Below are 18,594 nucleotides of genomic sequence, written 5' to 3'. Positions count from 1 at the left end.
GCATCATGTCCGATAAGGCCGAACACGGCGAAATCATCATCATCAAGCGCCACCACGACGAGGAGCACGAAGCCCATTCGAGCGCGTGGAAGGTGGCGCATGCCGACTTCATGACGGCGATGATGGCGTTCTTCCTCATCATGTGGCTCATCAATGCCACGGATAAGGATACCCGCAAGGCGATCGCCAATTACTTCAACCCCGTGGATCTGGCTTCCTCCATCACTGAGCTGAAGGGCCTGAACGATCCCGAGGACACCCAGGCCAATGGAACCTCGGCCGAGGGCGACAAGCAGAATTCGCTGAAGAACACCACCGGCTCGAAATCCGGCGCGGGGAGCGACCGCCAGCAGGGCGACAAGGAGCGCAGTGCGTTCCAGGACCCCTATGCGGTGCTCAACAAGCTCGCGGGCGATGCCGATCCGAGCCCCGGCAATGTCACGGCGGATACCGCGATCGGCGATATCGGTTCGCCCGGAAGCGGTGCCGGCGACACCTCGCGCGATCCGTTCGATCCGGTCTATTGGCAGACCAATGCCGCGCGCAAGACCAAGACCGATACGCCTGGTGCGGTAAAATCCAATATCGCCCCCGCTGGCGCGCGCCCCGACGCCACCGCGCCCCGCGCCGATGTTCAGCCGCTCCAGGACAAGGATATGCCTGCGGCCGCCGATGTGCCGCAACCTGCCGCCAAGGGCCAGGGCGCCGGCGCCCTGCCCAAGGCCGGTTCCGCCGCCGGGCAAGCTCAGAATGGTCAGGCGCAGAGCGGGCAAGCTCAGAGTGGTCAGGCACAAAGCGGGCAGAACCAAAGCGGCCAGCAAATGTCCGGCCAAGCTTCGGCGGGCCAGATCCAGCCGGCGCAAATCCAGGCGGCCCAGGCGCTTCAGGCCGAGCTCGGCGCGGCGCTGAAATCCACGATGGGGCAGGCCCATGCCCCGAACCTGGATGTGAAGGCAACGAAGGAAGGCCTCGTCATCAACCTCACCGACGACATTGATTATTCCATGTTCGGCGTGGGTTCTGCGATTCCGGACGCCAAGCTGGTGCGGGCCATGGAGAAGATGGCGAAGATCCTGGCCGCGCGGCCGGGTGAGATCATCTTGCGCGGCCATACGGACGGGCGGCCGTTTCGTTCCGATACTTATGACAATTGGCGCCTTTCCACCGCACGCGCCCAGATGGCCTATTACATGCTCGTGCGCGGCGGGCTGGAGGAGGCACGTGTGCGCCGGATCGAGGGCGTCGCCGATCGCGATCTGAAAAACCGCACCGATCCTTATGCGGCCGGGAACCGCCGCATCGAAATTCTGCTGCGCGAGCCGGCCCAATGAGCATGCACGCACGCATCCTGCTCGCGGGGGCGAGCCTGCTGTGCCTGATGTCGGCGCCTGCTGCGGCGCTCGATCCCTGGGCGGGCACGCGTGCGCCCGGCGAGCAACCGGCCCCCAATCTGCCCGAGAAGCCGTCCACGCCGCCTGCGCGCGCGGCCGCGCCGGTGTCGCCTGCCACAAACGGAGCCACCGCGCCCGCCGCGCCCCTCGGTGCCCCGCTCTCGCTGGCGCCGCCTGCGCGCGCGGCCTTGACGCAACCTCGCATCCCACTCCCGCTCGCCGCACCGGCGGAAATCCGCCGCGCCGAGGTTGCGACCCTTGGCGATCCAGCCGTGGCTCCCGTCGCCGCCCCGGCTGCGCGGAACCCGACGTCCGCCACGCCAACGGCACCGGTAGTTGCTGCGGCGCGGATGGATCGCGCGGCGGGGGAGGCGCTGGTGCGCACGCTCCCCGGCGCGGCCTTGCCCTTGCTGCCGCCGCCCAGCGTCTCGAGCCCGTATGCGCCGGTTTCCAGCCCTCAGCAGGCAAGCCGCGCGCCCTTCGCGACCCTTGCCGCTGGCGCCGATGCCATCGTCGAAGAGGTGAGCCAGCCCGACCGGGCCGATCCTGGCCCTGTTGCCAATCCGCCGGCTCCGTCGACGCACGCGGCCACATCCGAAGCGGTCGCCCCGACCACCGATCCGCAAGCGCAAGCCCCTGCGGCAGGCGAACCTGGGCCGATGGCCGCGGAGCAGCCTCACGATGCTTCGGGCCATGACGCTCCAGGGCAAGCAGATCCGGGCCACGATGCTTCGGGCCATGATGCTTCGGGCCAAGCGGCGAAGGTCCCGTCGGCACCCGGTCAGACCAATGCAGAAGCCCCGGCCACGGCGCAAGCCGACGCGACCCATGCGGACGCGAGTCAAGGTGAGGTCCAGACCGGCCATGGCGACGCGGAAGCACCGGCCCCGGCGCATGCCGACACGGCCCATGCGGACACAGCTCGAGGTGAGGCCCAAGCTCATGCGGGCACGGCGCCGGCACAGGCGCACGACGCCCCCGGCAAAAGCGATGGCCACTCCCCGGCGCCGGCTGACGCGACCGCCCACGGCGGCGACCACAAGGCGGATGGCAAGGCATCGTCCGCGCCTCCCGTAAAGGCCCTCGTCGTCGCCCCGCCGCCGGCCATGGCGAACGGGATCTCGCCCATGGAAGCGGTCCGCGGCCTGCAACGCTTGCAGGACAAGGTGGCCGCGGGCTCCGTGGAAGCCGTGGATGGCCAGCGGCGCCTGCTCGCGCAGATCGACCAGGATTTCAGAGCCGCGCCGCAGGCGGTGTGGCAGGACCCGCGCAACGCCCGTGCCCTGGTCATCCATGTGCTCAGCGGCGGCAATCCCGCCGTGCTGCGCGGCATTCTCGCCCAGGAGCCGCTTCCGGCTCTCGACGAGCGGCTGCTGCGCGGGGCGCTCGCTTATGTGGAAGGCCGGGAGGAGCAGGCGTTGCGCCTGTTCGGCGAGATCGACGCCCGCACCCTGCCGAATGCGCTCGGCGCCCAGGTGGCCATCGCCCAAGCGGCGACAACGGTACGAAAGGATCCCGCTAAGGCGGCGCAGCTGCTCGATCTGGCTCGTCTTCTCATGCCCGGTACTTTGGTTGAGGAAGCCGCGCTGCGCCGCCAGATCCTCGTCGCCAGCCAAAGCGGCGACACCGACCAGTTCGGGCGCCTCTCCCGGCAGTATCTGGATCGCTTCGCCCACTCGGTCTATGCGGGCAATTTCCGCCAGCGTTTCGCCGCCGCGCTGACCCGCATGCCTTTCATCGACGCGCCCGATGGTTTCCAGCGGCTCGATCATCTGCTGGAGCCGCTGGACGAAGCCAGCCGGCGCGAAATATTCTTGCTGGTGGCGCGCAGCGCGGTCATCCAGGGCAAGGCCAAGACCACCATCACCGCCGCCGAGCGCGTGCTCGCCAGCGCGCCTCCGCTGAGCAACGATGCCGAGCGCGCCCGCCTCTACAAGGCAGCGGCGCAGGCGGTCACCCATGACGGGTTCGAGCAGGCCCAGAGCGCCCTCGCGGCGCTGGATCGAGACCGGCTGGCACCGCCCGACGCGGCTTTGCTGGATGCCGCGCTGGTGGCGGCCGATCTGGTCCGTACGGCGCCGAACGTCGCGGACGCGGGCGTTGCATCGCCCCCGAAAATCTCCGATGCGACGCCGACGCCGGTCTCCGCGCCAAGCGTACCCGCTCCCGTGGGCGCGTCGCCGGCCGGCGCATCTTCGGCCACAGCGCCTCAACCTCCCGTGCCGCAATCCCCGGCGGCGCGCCCGGTGCCGGCCGTCTCGCCGCCATCCGCGCCGTCGCAAGCTGGCACCGCGCCCGGCGGCACGCCGAAGTCCGCTCCGACGCAAGCCACCGCCCAGGCAGATCCCGCACCCTCGGCGATCGAGGAGCAGGCGCGCGGCACATTGGCCAAGATCGACAAGCTTCTGAAGGAGGCTCCGCGATGACAGCGCTGGATTATTCCATCGGCCAAGGCGCCGGGCGCGGTGAGGTCGCCGCCGGAAAGGGCGCAGCACGCGCAGGCACCGCGCCCGGCGCCCCCGCCGATGGCGCGGACGGAGCGGCGGGCCAAGGCTTCGCGGCGGTCTTCAAGCAGATGGCCGCACCCGCCCAGGAGGCGCCTGACACGGGCGCTGGCGGGCGCGAAAACGCACGCCCCGGTGCGAAGCCGCATGACGGGGAGGGCGGGACGAGGCCTGCCCCGGACGAGCCGGCACATGACGGACCGGCGCCGGCGGGCGAGCGCCAGGCCCGCCCCGGCCGCGCCGCCGCGACCCATGGGCCGGGCTCACTGTCCCAATTGCTTCTCGCCCTGGGCCGCCCGGCCCGCGCCCCCGCACTTTCCGAACCGGGGGACCCAGATACGGCGGACGATCCCGCCGCCACGTCGGTTCAGGCCGCGCCGGATGGGGCGGGGCTCCAGGCTTCCGCGATGGGACGCGATCCCATGCGGCTCCCGGAGCTTGTAGCAGTTCAGGACCCTGCGCTGGGCGAGCCCTCCGCAAATCCGCTGGATCCGTCGCAATCGTCGCCGTCTTCTTCGAAGGAGGACAACGCGGTGGCGCGGGGTGCATCTTCCGGGGCCGGCGATCCTACAGCCCCGGGCGGGTCGCACGCGCCGACGCGGGCGGAGCAGGATGCCGCCGCGGCCGCCTTCGCGCTGGCGCTCGGCCGCGCGGATGCGAGCGCCGGCGTGGTGCCGACGGCTCAATCCGAGGCGGGCGCCAGGTCCGACGCCGACCAAACCGCCGGTTCCGCCTTTTCGGATGAGGCGGGTGTGGACGCGGCGCGGCCGATCCAGGTCTCCGTCATCTCGCGGGAAACCCATTTCGCGCCGATTCGCAGCTTGACCGGCCAAGCCTTGCCGTTCGCGCAGGCGGGTGGCGCCGGCTTGCCGGCGGGCGCTGTCTCCGGCGTCCCCTCGGGGCCGCCCCCACTCGCCCCACAAGCGCCGCCGCCCGTGGGCGCCGGCCCTGTGCCGCTTTCGACCTATCGCGCGACCTTGGCGCAGCCCGCGACGGCCGGGGCAGCTTCAGCGCCGATCGCGCCACGTGGGGATATCGCCGCTCGTGAGCGCCCCGCGTCGGCGTCCGGGCGGCAGCCTCTTGCCGCCCGTGTGGCGGACGCCGGTCACCGCACCAAGGACGAGGCGGTCGCGCCGGCGGACCCCATTCAGGATGCCCACGCCCTGCATCGCGAGGAGCGGGAAGCTTCCGCGGAAGGCCGCTCCCCTGAGCCCTTGCCCGGCCCGCAGTCCGCCGCGACGGCGCCTGTGCTGGCTGCGGCCGGCCTGAGCGCGCTCGCCGAAATGCCCACGGTGCGCCAGGTCGCCGAAGCAATTTCCAACGAGATGTCCAGCCTCGGCGCTCCGGACGTCCCAGGAGAGGATGCGCGCTCGCTCGCCGGTCCGGTTCGGGTGCTGGAGATTCAGCTTCACCCCGACGATCTCGGCACGGTGAATGTGCGCCTGCGCCTGACTCCCCAGGGGCTGGAGGTGCGCTTGCGCGCCAGCAATTCCGACACCGCGCGGATGCTGGAGCAGGATCGCGCCGCTTTGGGAGAGATCTTGCGCTCCGCAGGCTATCAACCGGGCGACATTCAGATCCTCACCACCGACGGGAGCGGTTTCACCGGTCTGACGGGCCATGAGCCCACCCCGTTCGCGGCGGCTCAGCCCTCGGCGCCCGAAGAGCGCGGCAGCGAGCGTCAGCCGGGTGGCGGTTCAGGCCGCCAACCCTCCGATTCTTCCGAACAGAAAGGTGCACGACGCGATGAAACGGGTGATCGCGACAGCTTTGGCCGGGGCGATTTCTCTCGCTAGTCCCGTCTGCGCGCAAACATTTTCCACCGGCATTCCCGAGCCCATCGGCGCACGAAAAAATGCCGCGACCGCGTCGGCTGCAGCTCCTGCCGGCTCCCCGTCGGCGCCGCTGGGCACCATCGGCCGCGTTCCCGCGAACGCGCCACAGCCGGTGCCTGGCGCGCGGCCAGCCTCCGCTGTGCAACCCGGCAAAGCCAAGCGCAACGCGCCTTCCACCTCCAATGTGTGCGAGCGCGAGCTGGCGCGCGCGTCGGCGCTCTACAATATTCCGCTACCCGTACTCTATGCGGTGGGATTGCAGGAGACTGGGGTCAACGGACACCTGCAACAATATATGCTGAACATCGCCGGCAAGGATTACCTCGGCACCTCGCTTCCCGACGCCATGCGCGCCTTCAACGAGGCGCGGGCGCAAGGCATCAAGCTGATCGACGTCGGGTGTCTCCAGGTCAATTACTATTATCACGGCAAAAAATTCCGCTCCGTCGAGCAGATGTTCGATCCACGGCTGAATGTGGACGTGGCGGCGCAGGAATTGCGGGACTGGCGCAAGAGCCAGGGCAATTGGACCATGGCCGTTGCGCGCTACAATGCCTCGAAGAACAATGTGGCGGGCCAGAAGCGCTATGTGTGCGCCGTCATCCGCCGCCTCGTGGACACGGGGATGGGCGACTGGACGCCGGAAGCGCGCAACCTCTGCAGCAGCTGAGGGGGCGGGCAGGGCTCCCGTTATGCGGCGTCTTGATCTTGCATCCACGCACAAAAAACCCCGCGCCCGCCGGTCATGGAGACGGCGGGCGCGGGGTTTTATTTGAGACGCTCAGTTGAACAGGGAGTCGATATCGTCCTGCGAGACCACGTTGGCATCGTCGGCGAGCGAGGGGCCGTTCAACAGGGCAGCATCGCCCTCGCGAGCCTTGGGGATGATGGAATTGGCCGTCGCAACCTCCGCCGCGCCGCCCCAGATGTTCGCCATGCTGGAAATGCGCTCTTCCACGAAGCGCAGCAGCTTCACCACCTTGCCGATGCGCTGGCCAGAGATGTCCTGGAAATTGCAGGCCTCGAAGACCTTGATGGTCTGGGCCTGGATCGCTTCCGCCAGCGCCAGGTCGTCGCCCACCAGGGAGCGGGAGAGCTTGGCGGCGAGCACCTCGATATCCTCGGCCGCGCTCAGAATGGTTTCGGTCGCGGTTTCGGTCGCGGCCACGACGGCATCCAGCTCGTCGGTGGCGCGGAACAATTGCTCGCCCCCGCCGCCCTCCGAGTGCAGGGCTGCGATCTCGGACTTGGTGTTCTGGATTGCTTCCTGGATGGTCTCCAGCCCCGCCCACAGGGCGTTGCGATCGCGCTCCTTGTCCATCAGCGGATTGCGATATTTGAACGTCTCGATTTCGCTGCGCATCTGGGCAAGTTCGGTCAGAATGCGATCCAGCTGGCCATCGACCGGGCTGTGCTGACCGAAGTCGGCATCAGCGGACATGCGCGTCGAAGCTTCAATGCGAAACGGTCGCCGACTCGCGGACATCCCGACCTCCAGTATTCGAAGATTAAGTTGTCCCTTTATATTTCAACTCCCCGCCCGAACACCAGCCCACCGCCTGCAGCGCTGCAAGCTTCGCGCAAGGCGATCTCCGGTAAAAGAAACGAACGGAGCCGATGAGACATCTCTCGGTCGGCATTTCTTATGCCCTCAAACGGAGCGTCCCATGGCGGTAGACCTTTCGATGAAAATTCTTGTGGTGGACGACTACAAGACCATGGTCCGGATCATTCGGAACCTCTTGAAGCAAATCGGCTTCGAGGACGTCGACGAGGCGTCCGACGGAACCGAGGCGCTCTCGCTGCTGAAGGTGAACAAATACGGCCTCGTGATCTCCGACTGGAACATGGAGCCCATGACCGGATACGAACTGCTCAAGCGCGTGCGTGACGACGAGGTTCTCAAGGAAACCCCGTTCATCATGGTGACCGCCGAAGCCAAGTCGGAAAACGTCATCGCGGCCAAGAAGGCCGGTGTCAGCAATTACATCGTCAAGCCGTTCAACGCACAGACGCTGAAGGGCAAGATCGACACCGTTTTCGAGGCCTGATCTTCCGATCTGCGTTCGGCGCGTCACCAATGTGCGCGAGTCGCGGACAAAGCCATCCAGAGTAGTACCTCCAGCGCCCGGCCCTCGTGCCGGGCGTTTGGATTCTGGCCCTTTCCGGGAGCGCACGCCTACCGAACCCGCAGGCGACGCCGAAAAAGGATCCATCCATCTTTCCTTTCAATCATTCTAAATCCCCCCAAAATGGAGGGAATAGGTCCCGGAAACGGACGCATGACTTCGCACCCATGACGTGTCGGACGCATCTTCCCCACCCGAGCACCGTTCAGCCCGAAAAACCTGCTCCAAATCGCTGCGCTAAGCCGAAACCACCGCTGATGGCGCTCCAAATCCGCATCAACTCTCGTTGTGGCAGAAGCAATTCCTTCATACCAATTCAACAACGGAAGGCGAGCAACTGGCTCTCACCGGAAATACATTCTGACCCAAGAATTAAGATTGAGCCTGAACGGCCAAAATTCTGAGGAGAAGTCCAATGTACGTGGTTGTCGATCCCCGCGCATCTGTCGCCGAGAGCTATGTTTCCGGCTTTTCTCGTGAAGGATTCTCCTCTCTCGGTTTTGGCCACGGTGAATTCAAGGAATGGCTGCAGTCTGCATCCGATCAAGACTTGGGCGCGGTCCAGGGGTTCTTGCTCGGCGATTTCGAGACCCGCAATTCCTATCCGGAAATGATCCGCACCCACTCCCGTGCGCCGGTGATCGCGCTGGAAGACATCAAGTCGTTGTCCCAGACGCTCGAACTCTATACCGCGGGCATTGACGACGTGGTGCGCAAGCCGGTTCATGTCCGGGAGATCGTTGCCCGGTCGGACGCCGTGTGGCGCCGCATGAACACCAATAACGGCCCCGCCACCACGGGCCGCCTCAGCGTGTACTTCGACGGCCGCGATCCGGCGGTGGACGGCGTGCCGCTGCCCTTGCCCCGCCGCGAGCGCCACATCCTCGAATACCTGGTCAAGAACAGCAAGCGCCGCGTCACCAAGACCCAGATCTTCAACACCATCTACGGCATCTTCAACGAAGACGTGGATGAGAGCGTGATCGAGGGACACATGAGCAAGCTGCGCAAGAAGCTGCGCATGCGCCTCGGCCACGACGTGATCGATGCCAAGCGCTACATCGGTTATCAATTCGTCGGTTGATCTCCCACAGTCCGACGCCACTGGCCGCCTCGTCCTCCCCGACGAGGCGGCTTTTCTTTTTCCATCAGGTCGTTGCCAGCCTTTTGCCTCGCAAGCCTCGATCCAGCTTCCGCGTTTAACACCGGGGCGATCCTGGCCTTCCACATGCGACGGCAGGAACCGCCTGGACTTGCCTCCCCGGAGAGACACATGCGCCTCACGCTCAAAACTTCGCTTATCGGAACCGTGCTCGTTCTGCTGGTCTGTCTCTTGGGGCAGGCGGTCATCGGTACGCTCATGCTCAACCGCCTGAATGTCGCAACCCAGGATATTTCCACCAACTGGCTCCCCAGCGTGCGGGTGCTCGGCGAGATCAAATATGAGATGGCCCGTGTGCGCGCCGCGCAGATCCGCAGGTCGGTCACAGCAAATGCCGACCAGATCAAGGTGCTCGATCAACGCATCGCCGCGTTGCAGAACGACGTCAAAGAGTCCGTGAAGCTCTATATAACCTTGATCTCCTCGCCCGAAGAGACTGAGATTTGGCACAGTGTCGAACGAAAATATGCTGAATATGGCGCTATCATCGAAAAATTATTCGCAGCTCAAGCAGCCGGAAGCACGGAGGTGGTTGCGAAGCTATTGACGGAATCTTCGGATGCTTTCGATGAAATGCTCGAGCCGCTGAATGCCGATGTCAAGCTGAACAACGAAAGCTCCGCCGTTGCGGCGAATGTCGCGGACAAAGCATTCTCGGATGGCCGGTTGTCGATGTTGGTTGCAAGCGGCGCCGCGACGGCGGTCGCCATCGCTGCCATTTGCTTCATCTTCTTCGGCGTCACGCGTCCGCTCACCAACATCACGGAAGCCATGAAGCGCATCTCCGGCGGTGCGCTGGAGACCGAGATCTCCGGGCTCACCAAGTCCAACGAGATCGGCGAGATGGCCCGCGCGCTCAGCGTGTTCCGCGACAATCTGGCCGAGAATGAGCGCATGCGCCTCGAGCAAATCCGCAAGGATGAGGAGATGACCGCGAAGATCATCGCGGAGCGCAATTCCATCGCCAATGCCTTCCAGCAGACCATGGGCAGCCTTGCCGAACGCTTCGCCTCCTCCTCCAACGAGGTGGCCGATGCGGCGCGCGGCCTCTCCGCCAGCGCCGAGGAAACCTCGCGCCAAGCCCATGCTGTGTCCAGCGCCGCGGAAGGTGCCTCCAGCAACGTCCAGACCGTCGCGGCGTCCGCCGAGGAGCTTTCCGCCTCGATCCGCGAAGTGAGCGAGCAGGTGGCCAATTCCTCCAAGATCGCCCATTCCGCCGCCGATGAGGCCAGCCGCACCAGCGACAATATCCGGGCCCTTTCGGCGGCCGCCAATTCCATCGGCGGCGTGCTAAACCTGATCAAGGACATCGCCGAGCAGACCAATCTGCTTGCCCTCAATGCCACCATCGAGGCGGCGCGTGCGGGAGATGCGGGGCGCGGCTTTGCGGTGGTCGCCGCCGAGGTGAAGGAACTGGCGGCACAGACCGCCAAGGCCACCGACGAGATCGCCGCCAAGATCGGCGAGATCCAGGAGGCGACCGGCGCGACCGTGACGTCGATCAGCTCCATCGTCTCCACCATCAACTCGATCCGGGACGTGACGGGCGCCATTTCCAGCGCCATCGAGGAACAGCGCGTCGCCACCAGCGAAATCGCCGGCAACACCCATCGCGCCGCCGAAGGCGCGAGCCAGGTGACCGTCAACATGACCGAGGTCGGAAAGGCCGCCGGTTCCACCGGCTCCGCCGCGACCCAGCTCATGAGCCTGTCCTCGGCCCTGTCGGAGCAATCGCAGTCCATGGAGACCGAGGTGAGCCGCTTCGTCAGCTCCCTGCGCGCCGCCTGAACGCAGCGCATCCAAGACTCAAGGCGGCGCCCGGTGGCGCCGCCTTGTTGCGTTTTAATCCCCTCGCAAGCCGCCGTTCCTCTCCTCATTGTTCCTCCCGCCATCGCGCCGCCCGCCATGGCGAGGCCCGATCCGAGCGGCGCCCCCCCCCCGGCCGCGACAGATTGTGCGCCGCCCGCCCGATGAGAGCCCGCCGTGTTGTCCGCCGCGCCGCGGACCTAGCGCCCCATTTCGATTGATGGTTTCGCGGGCCGGCCGGCGCGCGGGAGATGTCCCGGCGCAAGGGGGCCCGCATGGGAGACCGCGATCGCCGCGTGCGGCAGGTAGCCTTTCGGCCGGCTGATCGTCGTGGCACTCCTTTATCCCGCTCTCATTTTCGTCCGACCCGGCGTCACCTACCGCTCCGGCTATGCCCGTTCCGGCCTTGCTCCGGCCCGAAGGCGCGGGCGATCAGGGGGCGCGGGCCGAAGCCTCGCGAAGCCTGAACGGTTTCAGCCCGTTCCATTAGGATCCCGGTTCGGAGCGTGCGCGGCTGAGCGTGCGGCTGGCCTCGCCATGAAAGGTCTCTCGCCGCGCATCCGCGTGTTGTCAGCTCTTGTTTTTTCCGACCTGGGCGGTGGGCCAGCGCGTGGATCAAAGGGTGCGAGGGACGGCGCTGGCGCCACGCGCGGACCTCCGGGAGCGTCTTTGGCAGGGTCTCAAGAGCGGTCGCCTCTGCGGTAGGACCGAGGATGCTCCTCACCACCCCATCCAAAAAGAAACCCCGCCGAGGGGCGGGGTTGGTCGGTGAGGGTGGGCGCCTGGCGCGCGTCTTCAGCGCCTGTCAGGGCGGACCGGGCAGGACGCTCGGGCGAGCTGTCAGTAGAACGAGCGCACCAGCCCGCTCACCAGGATGTTCCAGCCGTCGATCAGGATGAAGAACAGGACCTTGAAGGGCAAGGAGATCACCGAGGGCGGCATCATCATCATGCCCATGGACATCACCAGCGTCGCCACGATCATGTCGATGATCAGGAAGGGCAGCACAATCAGGAAGCCGATCTCGAAGCCGCGCCGCAGCTCGGAGATCATGAAGGCCGGGATCAGGATACGCATGTCGATCTTCTCTTCCGGCGCGTTGGCCGCCTTCGGCGGGGCGGGCAGCGGGGCGGCGAGCTTGCGGTCGGGCTTCTCGGCATTCGCCTGGGCGATATCCGCGAACAATTGCAGATCCTTGCTGCGCACCTGGGAGAGCATGAAGTCGCGGAAGGGATCGGCGATCCGCGTGATTGCTTCCTCCTCGGTGATCTTCTGTTCGGTCAGCGGGCGCACGCCCTCCTGCCAGGCGCGATCGAAGGTCGGGCCCATGATGTAGAAGGTCATGAACAGCGACAGGCTGATCAGCACCAGATTCGCCGGCGTCGATTGCAGGCCGAGGCCGGACCGCAGGAACGACAAGGCGATGGCGAGGCGCGTGAAGCTCGTCATCATGATGAGCAAGCCCGGCGCCACCGAAAGAACGGTGAGCAGCGCCACCATCTGGATGATGCGCCCGCTGGTGCTGCCGCCGCCGCTATCGGGCAGCAATTGATCGAGATTGAGGGTCTGGGCCGTGGCCGGGCCGGCCGCGAGCAGCAGGGCGCCGGCGAGCAGCAGGGCGCAAGCGGGCAGGGGCGGCCGGTTCACTGCACCACCAGCGTTTCGAGCACGAGTTCGCTCACCTTGCCTTCGGAGCGGATGCCAGCGCGCTCGTTGAGATCCTCGCGCAGGTGCTGGAGCGCGCTCGGGCCCTCCAGCTGGCTGAGGGAGAGCGTGCGCATAAAGGCCATGATGTCTTCGCGAATCTCGCTTGCGGTGAGTTGCGGATTGGCCAGGGCGCCGGTCTTGAAGATGATCGTGGATTCAAGGCGCGCGAAGGTTCCCGACGGGGCCGCGAGATTCACCACCACCGGCTTCAGGGCCTGGGAGGAGAGATTGCCGGTATAGGCCAGCGGCTCCGGCTTCTTTTCCGGCTCGGCCGGCGGCTTTGCGGCCACCACCTTCTCGACCGTGCCGGCGAGCTGATAGCCGAGCCCGCCGCCCATCACCACACCGAGGACGGTGAGGATGAGCAGCGCGAGGATCATGCCGCCGCCTTTCTTGGCGGGGGCGGCCCCGGCCTCCGGGGCGGCTTTCTTGGCGGGAGCGGCGGCCATTTTTTCTGTCTTCTCCACCTAAAAGGGAACGACCATGTCATAGATGCGCTGGCCCCAGGCGGGCTGCTGCACATCGGTCTGACGACCGCGTCCGGCGTAGGAAATGCGCGCCTCGGCGATCTTGTCGTAGGGAATGATGTTGGTCGCGGAGACGTCGAGCGGGTTGACGATGCCGCCGATGTTCAGAACCCGTACCTCGTAGTTCACCAGGATCTCCTGCGAGCCGCTGATCACGAGATTGCCGTCCGGCATGACCTCGGTGACCACCACCGCGATCGACAGGCGCAGCTTTTCCGAGCGGTCGATGGTGCCCTTGCCGCTGGAGCTGGTGGAGGAATTGGTATCGAGATTGCCGGAGCCGGCGGCGGCATTGGCGCCCTTGCCGAAACCCGAGAGGTTCAGCGCGGCATCGGCACCGAGCTTAGTCTTGGAATCGCGGGAGCGATCAGTCGCATTGTCGAACTGCGCCTTGTCGTCGATGGCGATCGCCACGCGGATCACGTCGCCCACTTTGGAGGCCCGCAGGTCGCGATACATGCTCTGCCCGTTGGCCTGGTCCCAGGTCGACCTGAAGCTGCGCTGGGCCGGCTGGCGGAACGCCATGGGCACCGGCTGGCGCGTGGTGTCGAGCCCGGTTCCCACCGGGGTCAGGGCCGGCCCAAAGGCGAGGCTGTCATAGGTGGTCTGGCAGCCGGCCAGCGCGATCGCGAGGCCAAGGGCGGACGCCACGCGGGCGATGCGCGGCCGGTTCGGCATCAGATGGTTCATCAGCTGGCCCGTCCGTCGACCGTGCGGCGGCCGAGGCCGACCATGATGGAGGTGAGGCGCGCCGCGCGGGGCGGGTCCATCTCGTTGAGGATCGCGCTTGCCACCCGAGGGGTCAACTTCGCCAGCACGGCGGCGGCGGCCTCCTCGCTCATGGCGGAGATCTGCGCGGAGGCGGCATCCGGGCGCATCTGGGAGATGACGGAAATCAGGGAATCGTCGGCTTTCTTCAGGAACACTTCGCGCCGCTGCAGCCAGTCCTGATATTCCGCGCGCTTGGCTTCCAACGCGGCGATGCGGGCCTCGATGTCCTTTTCCATGGCCGCCAGCGCCTCCTTCTGCCGCGCGAAGCGGGCGTCGGATGCGGCGTTCACGATGGCACGGCAATATTGGATCGCATTGTCCTCGCGGCCGGCGTCGGCAGCCGCGACTTCCACAGGCTTGGCCGCGGGCGCGCTCTGGGCGTGGGCTTCGCGGCCGACGCCGATCAGCGCGGCACACAGCACCAGCAGAAGGGGCAGGGCGCGCTGACGCATCGGTCCGGCCTTCAGGCCCACATCACGCCGCATCAGGATCGCGCCGTCGAGCAGCTCGACCAGATAGCGCTTGTCGTCCCGCAGACGCTTTATCCGCGCATGGACCAGCAGCGAGATGCTGGCGGCTCCGGTGACGAGGCCGGTCATGAAAATCAGCACAGATGGAAGCAGAGCGGACATGGTTGCGGTCATGAGCATCCTCCCGTTCAATCGGGCACGGGCTCTGCGGCGGCGGGGCGATGCCGTCTCCTGCAGAGGGCGCGGGTTTCAGGATCAAAGCCGGATGTCGCCGAGACAGCTTTTTCGCGCTGTCGTGCGGGTCCCGCAGAATGGTGGTCCATTCTTGCGCGCGGGCGGCTTTGCGCCGCCTCACGTCCCGCTTCTCTCCATGATTCCGTTCTAGGGGGAGTGGCTTGCGCGACGCTGACCGCCGTGGGGGCAGGTGATCCTTTACGGGCAGGTGACCCTTTACGGTCAGGGGGCCTTTACTGGAACACCAGTTCCGCCTGGAGCGCGCCCGAGGTCTTCACCGCCTGCAGGATCGAGATGATATCGTTCGGCTTCAGGCCAAAGCGATTGAGCCCGTTGACCAGGGTTTGCAGATTGGTGCCGGAGACGATGCCGATCGGGCCGCCGGTCTCCTGCGCGGTGATGTCGGTGCGCGGCACAACCACCGTCTCGCCATAGGAGAACGGCGCGGGCTGCGACACCACCGGGGTTTCCTGCACCTGCACCGTGAGATTGCCCTGGGTGACGGCGAACGTGGAGACCTGCACGTTACGTCCGATCACAACGGTGCCGGTGCGCTGGTCCACCACCACTTTCGCCGGGGTGTCGGGATTGACCGTGAGATCGCCCAGTTCGGCGATGAAGCGCGCGGGGTTGGCCTGCGGCGGACGCTGCACCGCCACGGTGCGCAGGTCGCGCTCGCGGGCGAGCGGGCGGCCGTAGCGTTCGCGGGTGTAGGCGTTGATCACGTCCGCCATCATGGCGGCGGTCTTGAAATCGGGATTGTTGAGATCAATGACGATCTCGGGCAGGTCGCGCAGCTGACCGGAGAGCTGGCGCTCCACCAGGGCACCATTGGCGATGCGCCCGGCCGTGGGGACGCCCTGGGAGAGGGATTCCGCCTGGCCGGTTATGGCGATACCGGACACCAGCTGGCCCTGCGCCACCGCATACACGAGATTATCTGCGCCGCTGAGCGGGGTGGCGAGCAAGGTGCCGCCGCGCAGCGAGGTGGCATCGCCTAGCGAAGCGATGGTGACGTCGATGCGGGTGCCGATCGCGGCGAAGGCGGGGAGATTGGCCGTCACCGCCACGGCGGCGATGTTACGGGCCCGCAATTGGAGACCCTGCACATTGATGCCCATGCGGTCGAGCATGGATTGCAGCGCCTGTTCCGTGAACGGGGAGTTGCGCAGCGTGTCGCCCGTGCCCTGGAGGCCGATGACGAGGCCGTAGCCGATCAATTGGTTGTCACGCACGCCCTGGATGCTGGAGATGTCCTTGATCCGGGTGCCGGCTGCAGCGCGATCGGCGCCCGCCAGTCCACCCGCCAGCATCAGCCCGAGGGCGACGGCGACAGTCAAGAGGCCGCGAAGCGGCGGGCGAAGGTGGGTCCGGTCCTTCATTTCATGCTCACGCGCACGGAGCCGTCGGTCTGCACGACGCCGAGGATGGTCTGGCCGCTGTCCATGTTCTTGAGGCGAACGACGGCGCCGGCGACACCGGATTCCAGCGCGGTCGCATAGCCGGAAATGGAGAGGCCACCTTCTTCCAGGCGCACCCGGGTCGCCGTGCCCTTGGTGACGAGGGGAACCTCGGAAACGGAATTGAGCGGGATCGGCTGGCCGGCCACCAGCAGGCGGCGGGCGGCCTTCCCGATCAGCGACGGCGCTCCGGCCATCGTGCCCGAGCGGGCGACGGCGGATTGCGGCATCATGCGCTCGGTGAGCATGCCGGCGGTGATGACGTCGCCGGGGAAGATCGTTACGGCGGGAACCGGCACGGGAATATCCTCGCTCGCCGCGACCGCAGGCGCGGACGCGCGCGGCGCGGGGGCCGCCTCCGCGCTTGGTGCCGCAGGCGAGGGTTCGCGGCTGGCTTCCGCCTGCGCGGCCATGGCGGATATGGTCTGCGCGCGGCCGGGCCCGGCCGGCATGGCGCAGGACAGCGCGAGCAGGCCGAGCACGAGGCAGCGTGCCGGAACGCCACCGAAACGCCGCATGTGCGCACGTTCGGTGCGGGACGCGCGAAGCAGCGCCTGCGCTTGGCGATGTGCGGACATGGGGTGCCTCATGACGGTCAGCGAATGCCCTTGGAGACCGTGCTCGCCATTTCGTCGGCGGCCTGGATCACCTTCGAATTCATTTCATAGGCGCGCTGGGCGGAGATCAGTTCGGTGATTTCCTTCACCGGATCGACGTTGGAGCCTTCCAGATAGCCCTGGTGGATGGTGCCGAACCCGACGTCTCCGGCAACGCTCACCACCGGCTGGCCGGAGGCCGCGGTCTCGCGGTAGAGATTGTTCCCCATGGGGTCGAGGCCGGAATCATTGGCGAAATTCGCGACGCTGAGCTGGCCCAGCAATTGCGGATTCTGCTGGTTCGGGATCTGGGCATAGACCTGCCCGGAATCATTGACGACGATGCCGGTCGCGTTGGCGGGGAAGGTGATGGCCGGCATCACTTCATAGCCGTCGGACGTGACGAGCTGCCCGGCGGGTCCCTTGTTGAAGGAGCCCGCGCGCGTATAGAGCGTCTCGCCGGACGGGCTCGTCACCTCGAACCAGCCGCGCCCGTTGATGGCGAGATCCAGGGGGTTGCCGGTTTGGGCGAGCGGTCCCTGGATGTGCAGGTTGCGGATGCCGACCGTGCGCACGCCGAGCCCGATGCGGGCCCCCTCGGGGATCGGCCCCGCGCCATCCTGGTTGGGCACCCCTTGGGCGCGTTCGGCCTGATACAACAGATCGGAGAATTCGGCGCGGGCGCGCTTGAACCCCGTGGTGTTGATGTTCGCGATATTGTTCGCAATCACCTCCACATTGGTCTGCTGGGCCGACATTCCGGTTGCGGCAATGGCTAGGGCGCGCATGTCTTATCCTCAGATCGCCATCCGGCTGATTTCCTGGTAGGCGGCGACAACCTTGTCGCGCACCGCGATCGCAGTTTGCAGGGTCTGTTCCGCCGACATGATCGCCTCGACCACGTGGTGAACCGAGGCCTTGCCGGAGATGCCGGAGATCGCCGCGCTTTCGCCCTGCTTCAGGGTGGTGACGGCGTTCGACGACATCTGCGAGAGCATGTCGGTGAAATCGGAGGGGGCTGCCGCGGCGCCCGGCGCGACCTTGGACGTCAATTGCGACGTCATCTGCGTGTCGGTGCGCGTCTGGCCGAGGCTGGTGCTGGAGCTGCGCGAAAGCGCGCTGAAATTGACCGCGTCGATCATGCTCAACTCCTCAGGAGATCAATGGTCATCGCCACCATGGAGCGGGCCTGCTTGATCATCTGGAGGTTGGCCTCATAGGAGCGGCCCGCCTCGCGCATGTCGGCCATTTCAAGCAATGTGTTCACGTTCGGCATTTTCACCTGGCCGGAGGCATCTGCGGCCGGATTGCCGGGGTCGAATTCGGTTTGGAACGGCGCGCGGTCGCGGCCGAGGGATTTGACGCGAACCGTCGAGGCGCCGAGGGCGCGGTCCAGTTCGGCCGAGAATTGGACGGTCTTGCGTGCATAGGGATCGGCGCCCGGCGTGTTGCCGGTGGAGCGCGCGTTGGCGACATTTTCCGCCGCGATGCGCAGGCGGGTCGACTGGGCTTCCAAGCCGGCCGCGGCGATCCCGGAGGCGGCCCGCAGCGGATCGAGGGACAGAACGGACATGCTCAGGTCTTCACGCTTGCGAGCATCATGCGCTGGAACGAGCGCACGACGTTCGTGTTGAGGGAGAAGGCGCGGTTCACCTCGTCCGCCTTGAGCATTTCCTGCTCCAGGCTGACGGTGTTGCCGGAATGGCTGATATCCCAGCCTTCGGCCTTGTTGACCTTGCTGGTCGGCACGCCGGCACCCGCCACGTCCATATGACGGGCCGAGGTGCGGTTCAGCGAAAGGTGCGTCTTGTCGAGCACCGCGGTAAACGGCTCCACGTCGGCGGCCTTGAAGCCGGGCGTGTTGGCATTGGCGATGTTTCCAGAAATGGCGGCCTGACGCACCGACGCCCATTCGGCGTGGCGCGATGCGAGGCTGAACAGAAATAGGGGCTGCAAACCGACCTCCCGGATAACCTGTTCGCAAGCTAGGATCAGAACCTTG

At 66.5% G+C, this 18,594-nt stretch carries 18 protein-coding genes; 7 read left to right on the top strand and 11 right to left on the bottom strand.

Annotation, left to right across the window (positions count from 1 at the left end; translation table 11 throughout):
• Positions 1 to 5: 5 nt before the first annotated feature.
• From V5F78_RS11640 to V5F78_RS11625, 4 genes are all read left to right on the top strand, one after another.
• On the top strand, positions 6 to 1,331 hold the full coding sequence (locus V5F78_RS11640) for a MotB family protein (RefSeq protein ID WP_394067928.1): 1,326 nt from the start codon (positions 6 to 8) through the stop codon (positions 1,329 to 1,331).
• Positions 1,328 to 3,817: a MotC family chemotaxis protein gene (locus V5F78_RS11635; protein WP_394067930.1), complete on the top strand. Its 2,490-nt coding sequence runs from the start codon at positions 1,328 to 1,330 to the stop codon at positions 3,815 to 3,817. Before V5F78_RS11640 ends, V5F78_RS11635 begins: the two co-directional genes overlap by 4 nt.
• Complete coding sequence (fliK, locus tag V5F78_RS11630; protein ID WP_394067932.1) at positions 3,814 to 5,691, top strand: flagellar hook-length control protein FliK; 1,878 nt, start codon at positions 3,814 to 3,816, stop codon at positions 5,689 to 5,691. Before V5F78_RS11635 ends, fliK begins: the two co-directional genes overlap by 4 nt.
• Positions 5,692 to 5,869: 178 nt before the next feature.
• Positions 5,870 to 6,400: a transglycosylase SLT domain-containing protein gene (locus tag V5F78_RS11625; RefSeq protein ID WP_394067934.1), complete on the top strand. Its 531-nt coding sequence runs from the start codon at positions 5,870 to 5,872 to the stop codon at positions 6,398 to 6,400.
• A 111-nt stretch (positions 6,401 to 6,511) separates the two neighbouring features.
• Here the strand turns inward: V5F78_RS11625 and V5F78_RS11620 are convergent, their stop codons facing one another.
• Positions 6,512 to 7,171 (bottom strand): protein phosphatase CheZ, encoded by a 660-nt coding sequence (locus V5F78_RS11620; protein ID WP_394067936.1) that lies wholly within the window; start codon positions 7,169 to 7,171, stop codon positions 6,512 to 6,514.
• Positions 7,172 to 7,397: 226 nt separating this feature from the next.
• Here V5F78_RS11620 and V5F78_RS11615 point away from each other — a divergent pair, with 226 nt between their 5' ends.
• From V5F78_RS11615 to V5F78_RS11605, 3 genes are all read left to right on the top strand, one after another.
• On the top strand, positions 7,398 to 7,781 hold the full coding sequence (locus tag V5F78_RS11615) for a response regulator (protein WP_348846252.1): 384 nt from the start codon (positions 7,398 to 7,400) through the stop codon (positions 7,779 to 7,781).
• A gap of 493 nt (positions 7,782 to 8,274) precedes the next feature.
• Positions 8,275 to 8,943 (top strand): response regulator transcription factor, encoded by a 669-nt coding sequence (locus V5F78_RS11610; protein WP_394067938.1) that lies wholly within the window; start codon positions 8,275 to 8,277, stop codon positions 8,941 to 8,943.
• Between the two features lie 189 nt (positions 8,944 to 9,132).
• On the top strand, positions 9,133 to 10,809 hold the full coding sequence (locus V5F78_RS11605; protein ID WP_394067940.1) for a methyl-accepting chemotaxis protein: 1,677 nt from the start codon (positions 9,133 to 9,135) through the stop codon (positions 10,807 to 10,809).
• A gap of 858 nt (positions 10,810 to 11,667) precedes the next feature.
• Here V5F78_RS11605 and fliP read toward each other — a convergent pair.
• From fliP to flgB, 10 genes are all read right to left on the bottom strand, one after another.
• Positions 11,668 to 12,474, bottom strand: a complete 807-nt coding sequence (gene fliP / locus V5F78_RS11600) for a flagellar type III secretion system pore protein FliP (protein WP_394067942.1) — start codon at positions 12,472 to 12,474, stop codon at positions 11,668 to 11,670.
• Positions 12,471 to 12,983, bottom strand: a complete 513-nt coding sequence (locus V5F78_RS11595; protein WP_394067944.1) for a flagellar basal body-associated FliL family protein — start codon at positions 12,981 to 12,983, stop codon at positions 12,471 to 12,473. Before V5F78_RS11595 ends, fliP begins: the two co-directional genes overlap by 4 nt.
• A gap of 18 nt (positions 12,984 to 13,001) precedes the next feature.
• A complete protein-coding gene (locus V5F78_RS11590; RefSeq protein ID WP_394068500.1) occupies positions 13,002 to 13,739 on the bottom strand; it encodes a flagellar basal body L-ring protein FlgH in 738 nt (245 codons plus the stop codon).
• Positions 13,740 to 13,750: 11 nt separating this feature from the next.
• The gene (locus tag V5F78_RS11585; RefSeq protein ID WP_394067945.1) at positions 13,751 to 14,476 is read right to left on the bottom strand and encodes a MotE family protein; all 726 of its coding nucleotides are present in this window, start codon (positions 14,474 to 14,476) and stop codon (positions 13,751 to 13,753) included.
• 293 nt (positions 14,477 to 14,769) lie between these two features.
• A complete protein-coding gene (gene flgI / locus V5F78_RS11580) occupies positions 14,770 to 15,918 on the bottom strand; it encodes a flagellar basal body P-ring protein FlgI (protein WP_394067947.1) in 1,149 nt (382 codons plus the stop codon).
• Positions 15,915 to 16,574 carry a flagellar basal body P-ring formation chaperone FlgA gene (gene flgA, locus V5F78_RS11575; RefSeq protein WP_394067948.1) on the bottom strand — a complete coding sequence of 220 codons (660 nt, stop codon included), beginning with the start codon at positions 16,572 to 16,574 and terminating at the stop codon, positions 15,915 to 15,917. The genes flgI and flgA overlap by 4 nt, the downstream gene beginning before the upstream one ends.
• Before the next feature lie 17 nt (positions 16,575 to 16,591).
• The gene (gene flgG, locus V5F78_RS11570; protein WP_394067949.1) at positions 16,592 to 17,380 is read right to left on the bottom strand and encodes a flagellar basal-body rod protein FlgG; all 789 of its coding nucleotides are present in this window, start codon (positions 17,378 to 17,380) and stop codon (positions 16,592 to 16,594) included.
• A 9-nt stretch (positions 17,381 to 17,389) separates the two neighbouring features.
• Positions 17,390 to 17,734 carry a flagellar hook-basal body complex protein FliE gene (gene fliE, locus V5F78_RS11565; RefSeq protein ID WP_394067951.1) on the bottom strand — a complete coding sequence of 115 codons (345 nt, stop codon included), beginning with the start codon at positions 17,732 to 17,734 and terminating at the stop codon, positions 17,390 to 17,392.
• A gap of 2 nt (positions 17,735 to 17,736) precedes the next feature.
• Entirely contained in the window at positions 17,737 to 18,165 is a 429-nt protein-coding gene (flgC, locus tag V5F78_RS11560; RefSeq protein ID WP_394067952.1) for a flagellar basal body rod protein FlgC, read from the bottom strand.
• A 2-nt stretch (positions 18,166 to 18,167) separates the two neighbouring features.
• Complete coding sequence (flgB, locus tag V5F78_RS11555; RefSeq protein ID WP_394067954.1) at positions 18,168 to 18,548, bottom strand: flagellar basal body rod protein FlgB; 381 nt, start codon at positions 18,546 to 18,548, stop codon at positions 18,168 to 18,170.
• Positions 18,549 to 18,594 lie beyond the last annotated feature (46 nt).

Source organism: Roseixanthobacter glucoisosaccharinicivorans, from assembly GCF_043195095.2.
In the GTDB taxonomy this organism is placed as follows: Bacteria; Pseudomonadota; Alphaproteobacteria; order Rhizobiales; family Xanthobacteraceae; genus NCEH01.
The sequence above is the reverse complement of the archived record's forward strand: the minus strand, read 5'-3'. Positions and strand labels throughout refer to the sequence as shown.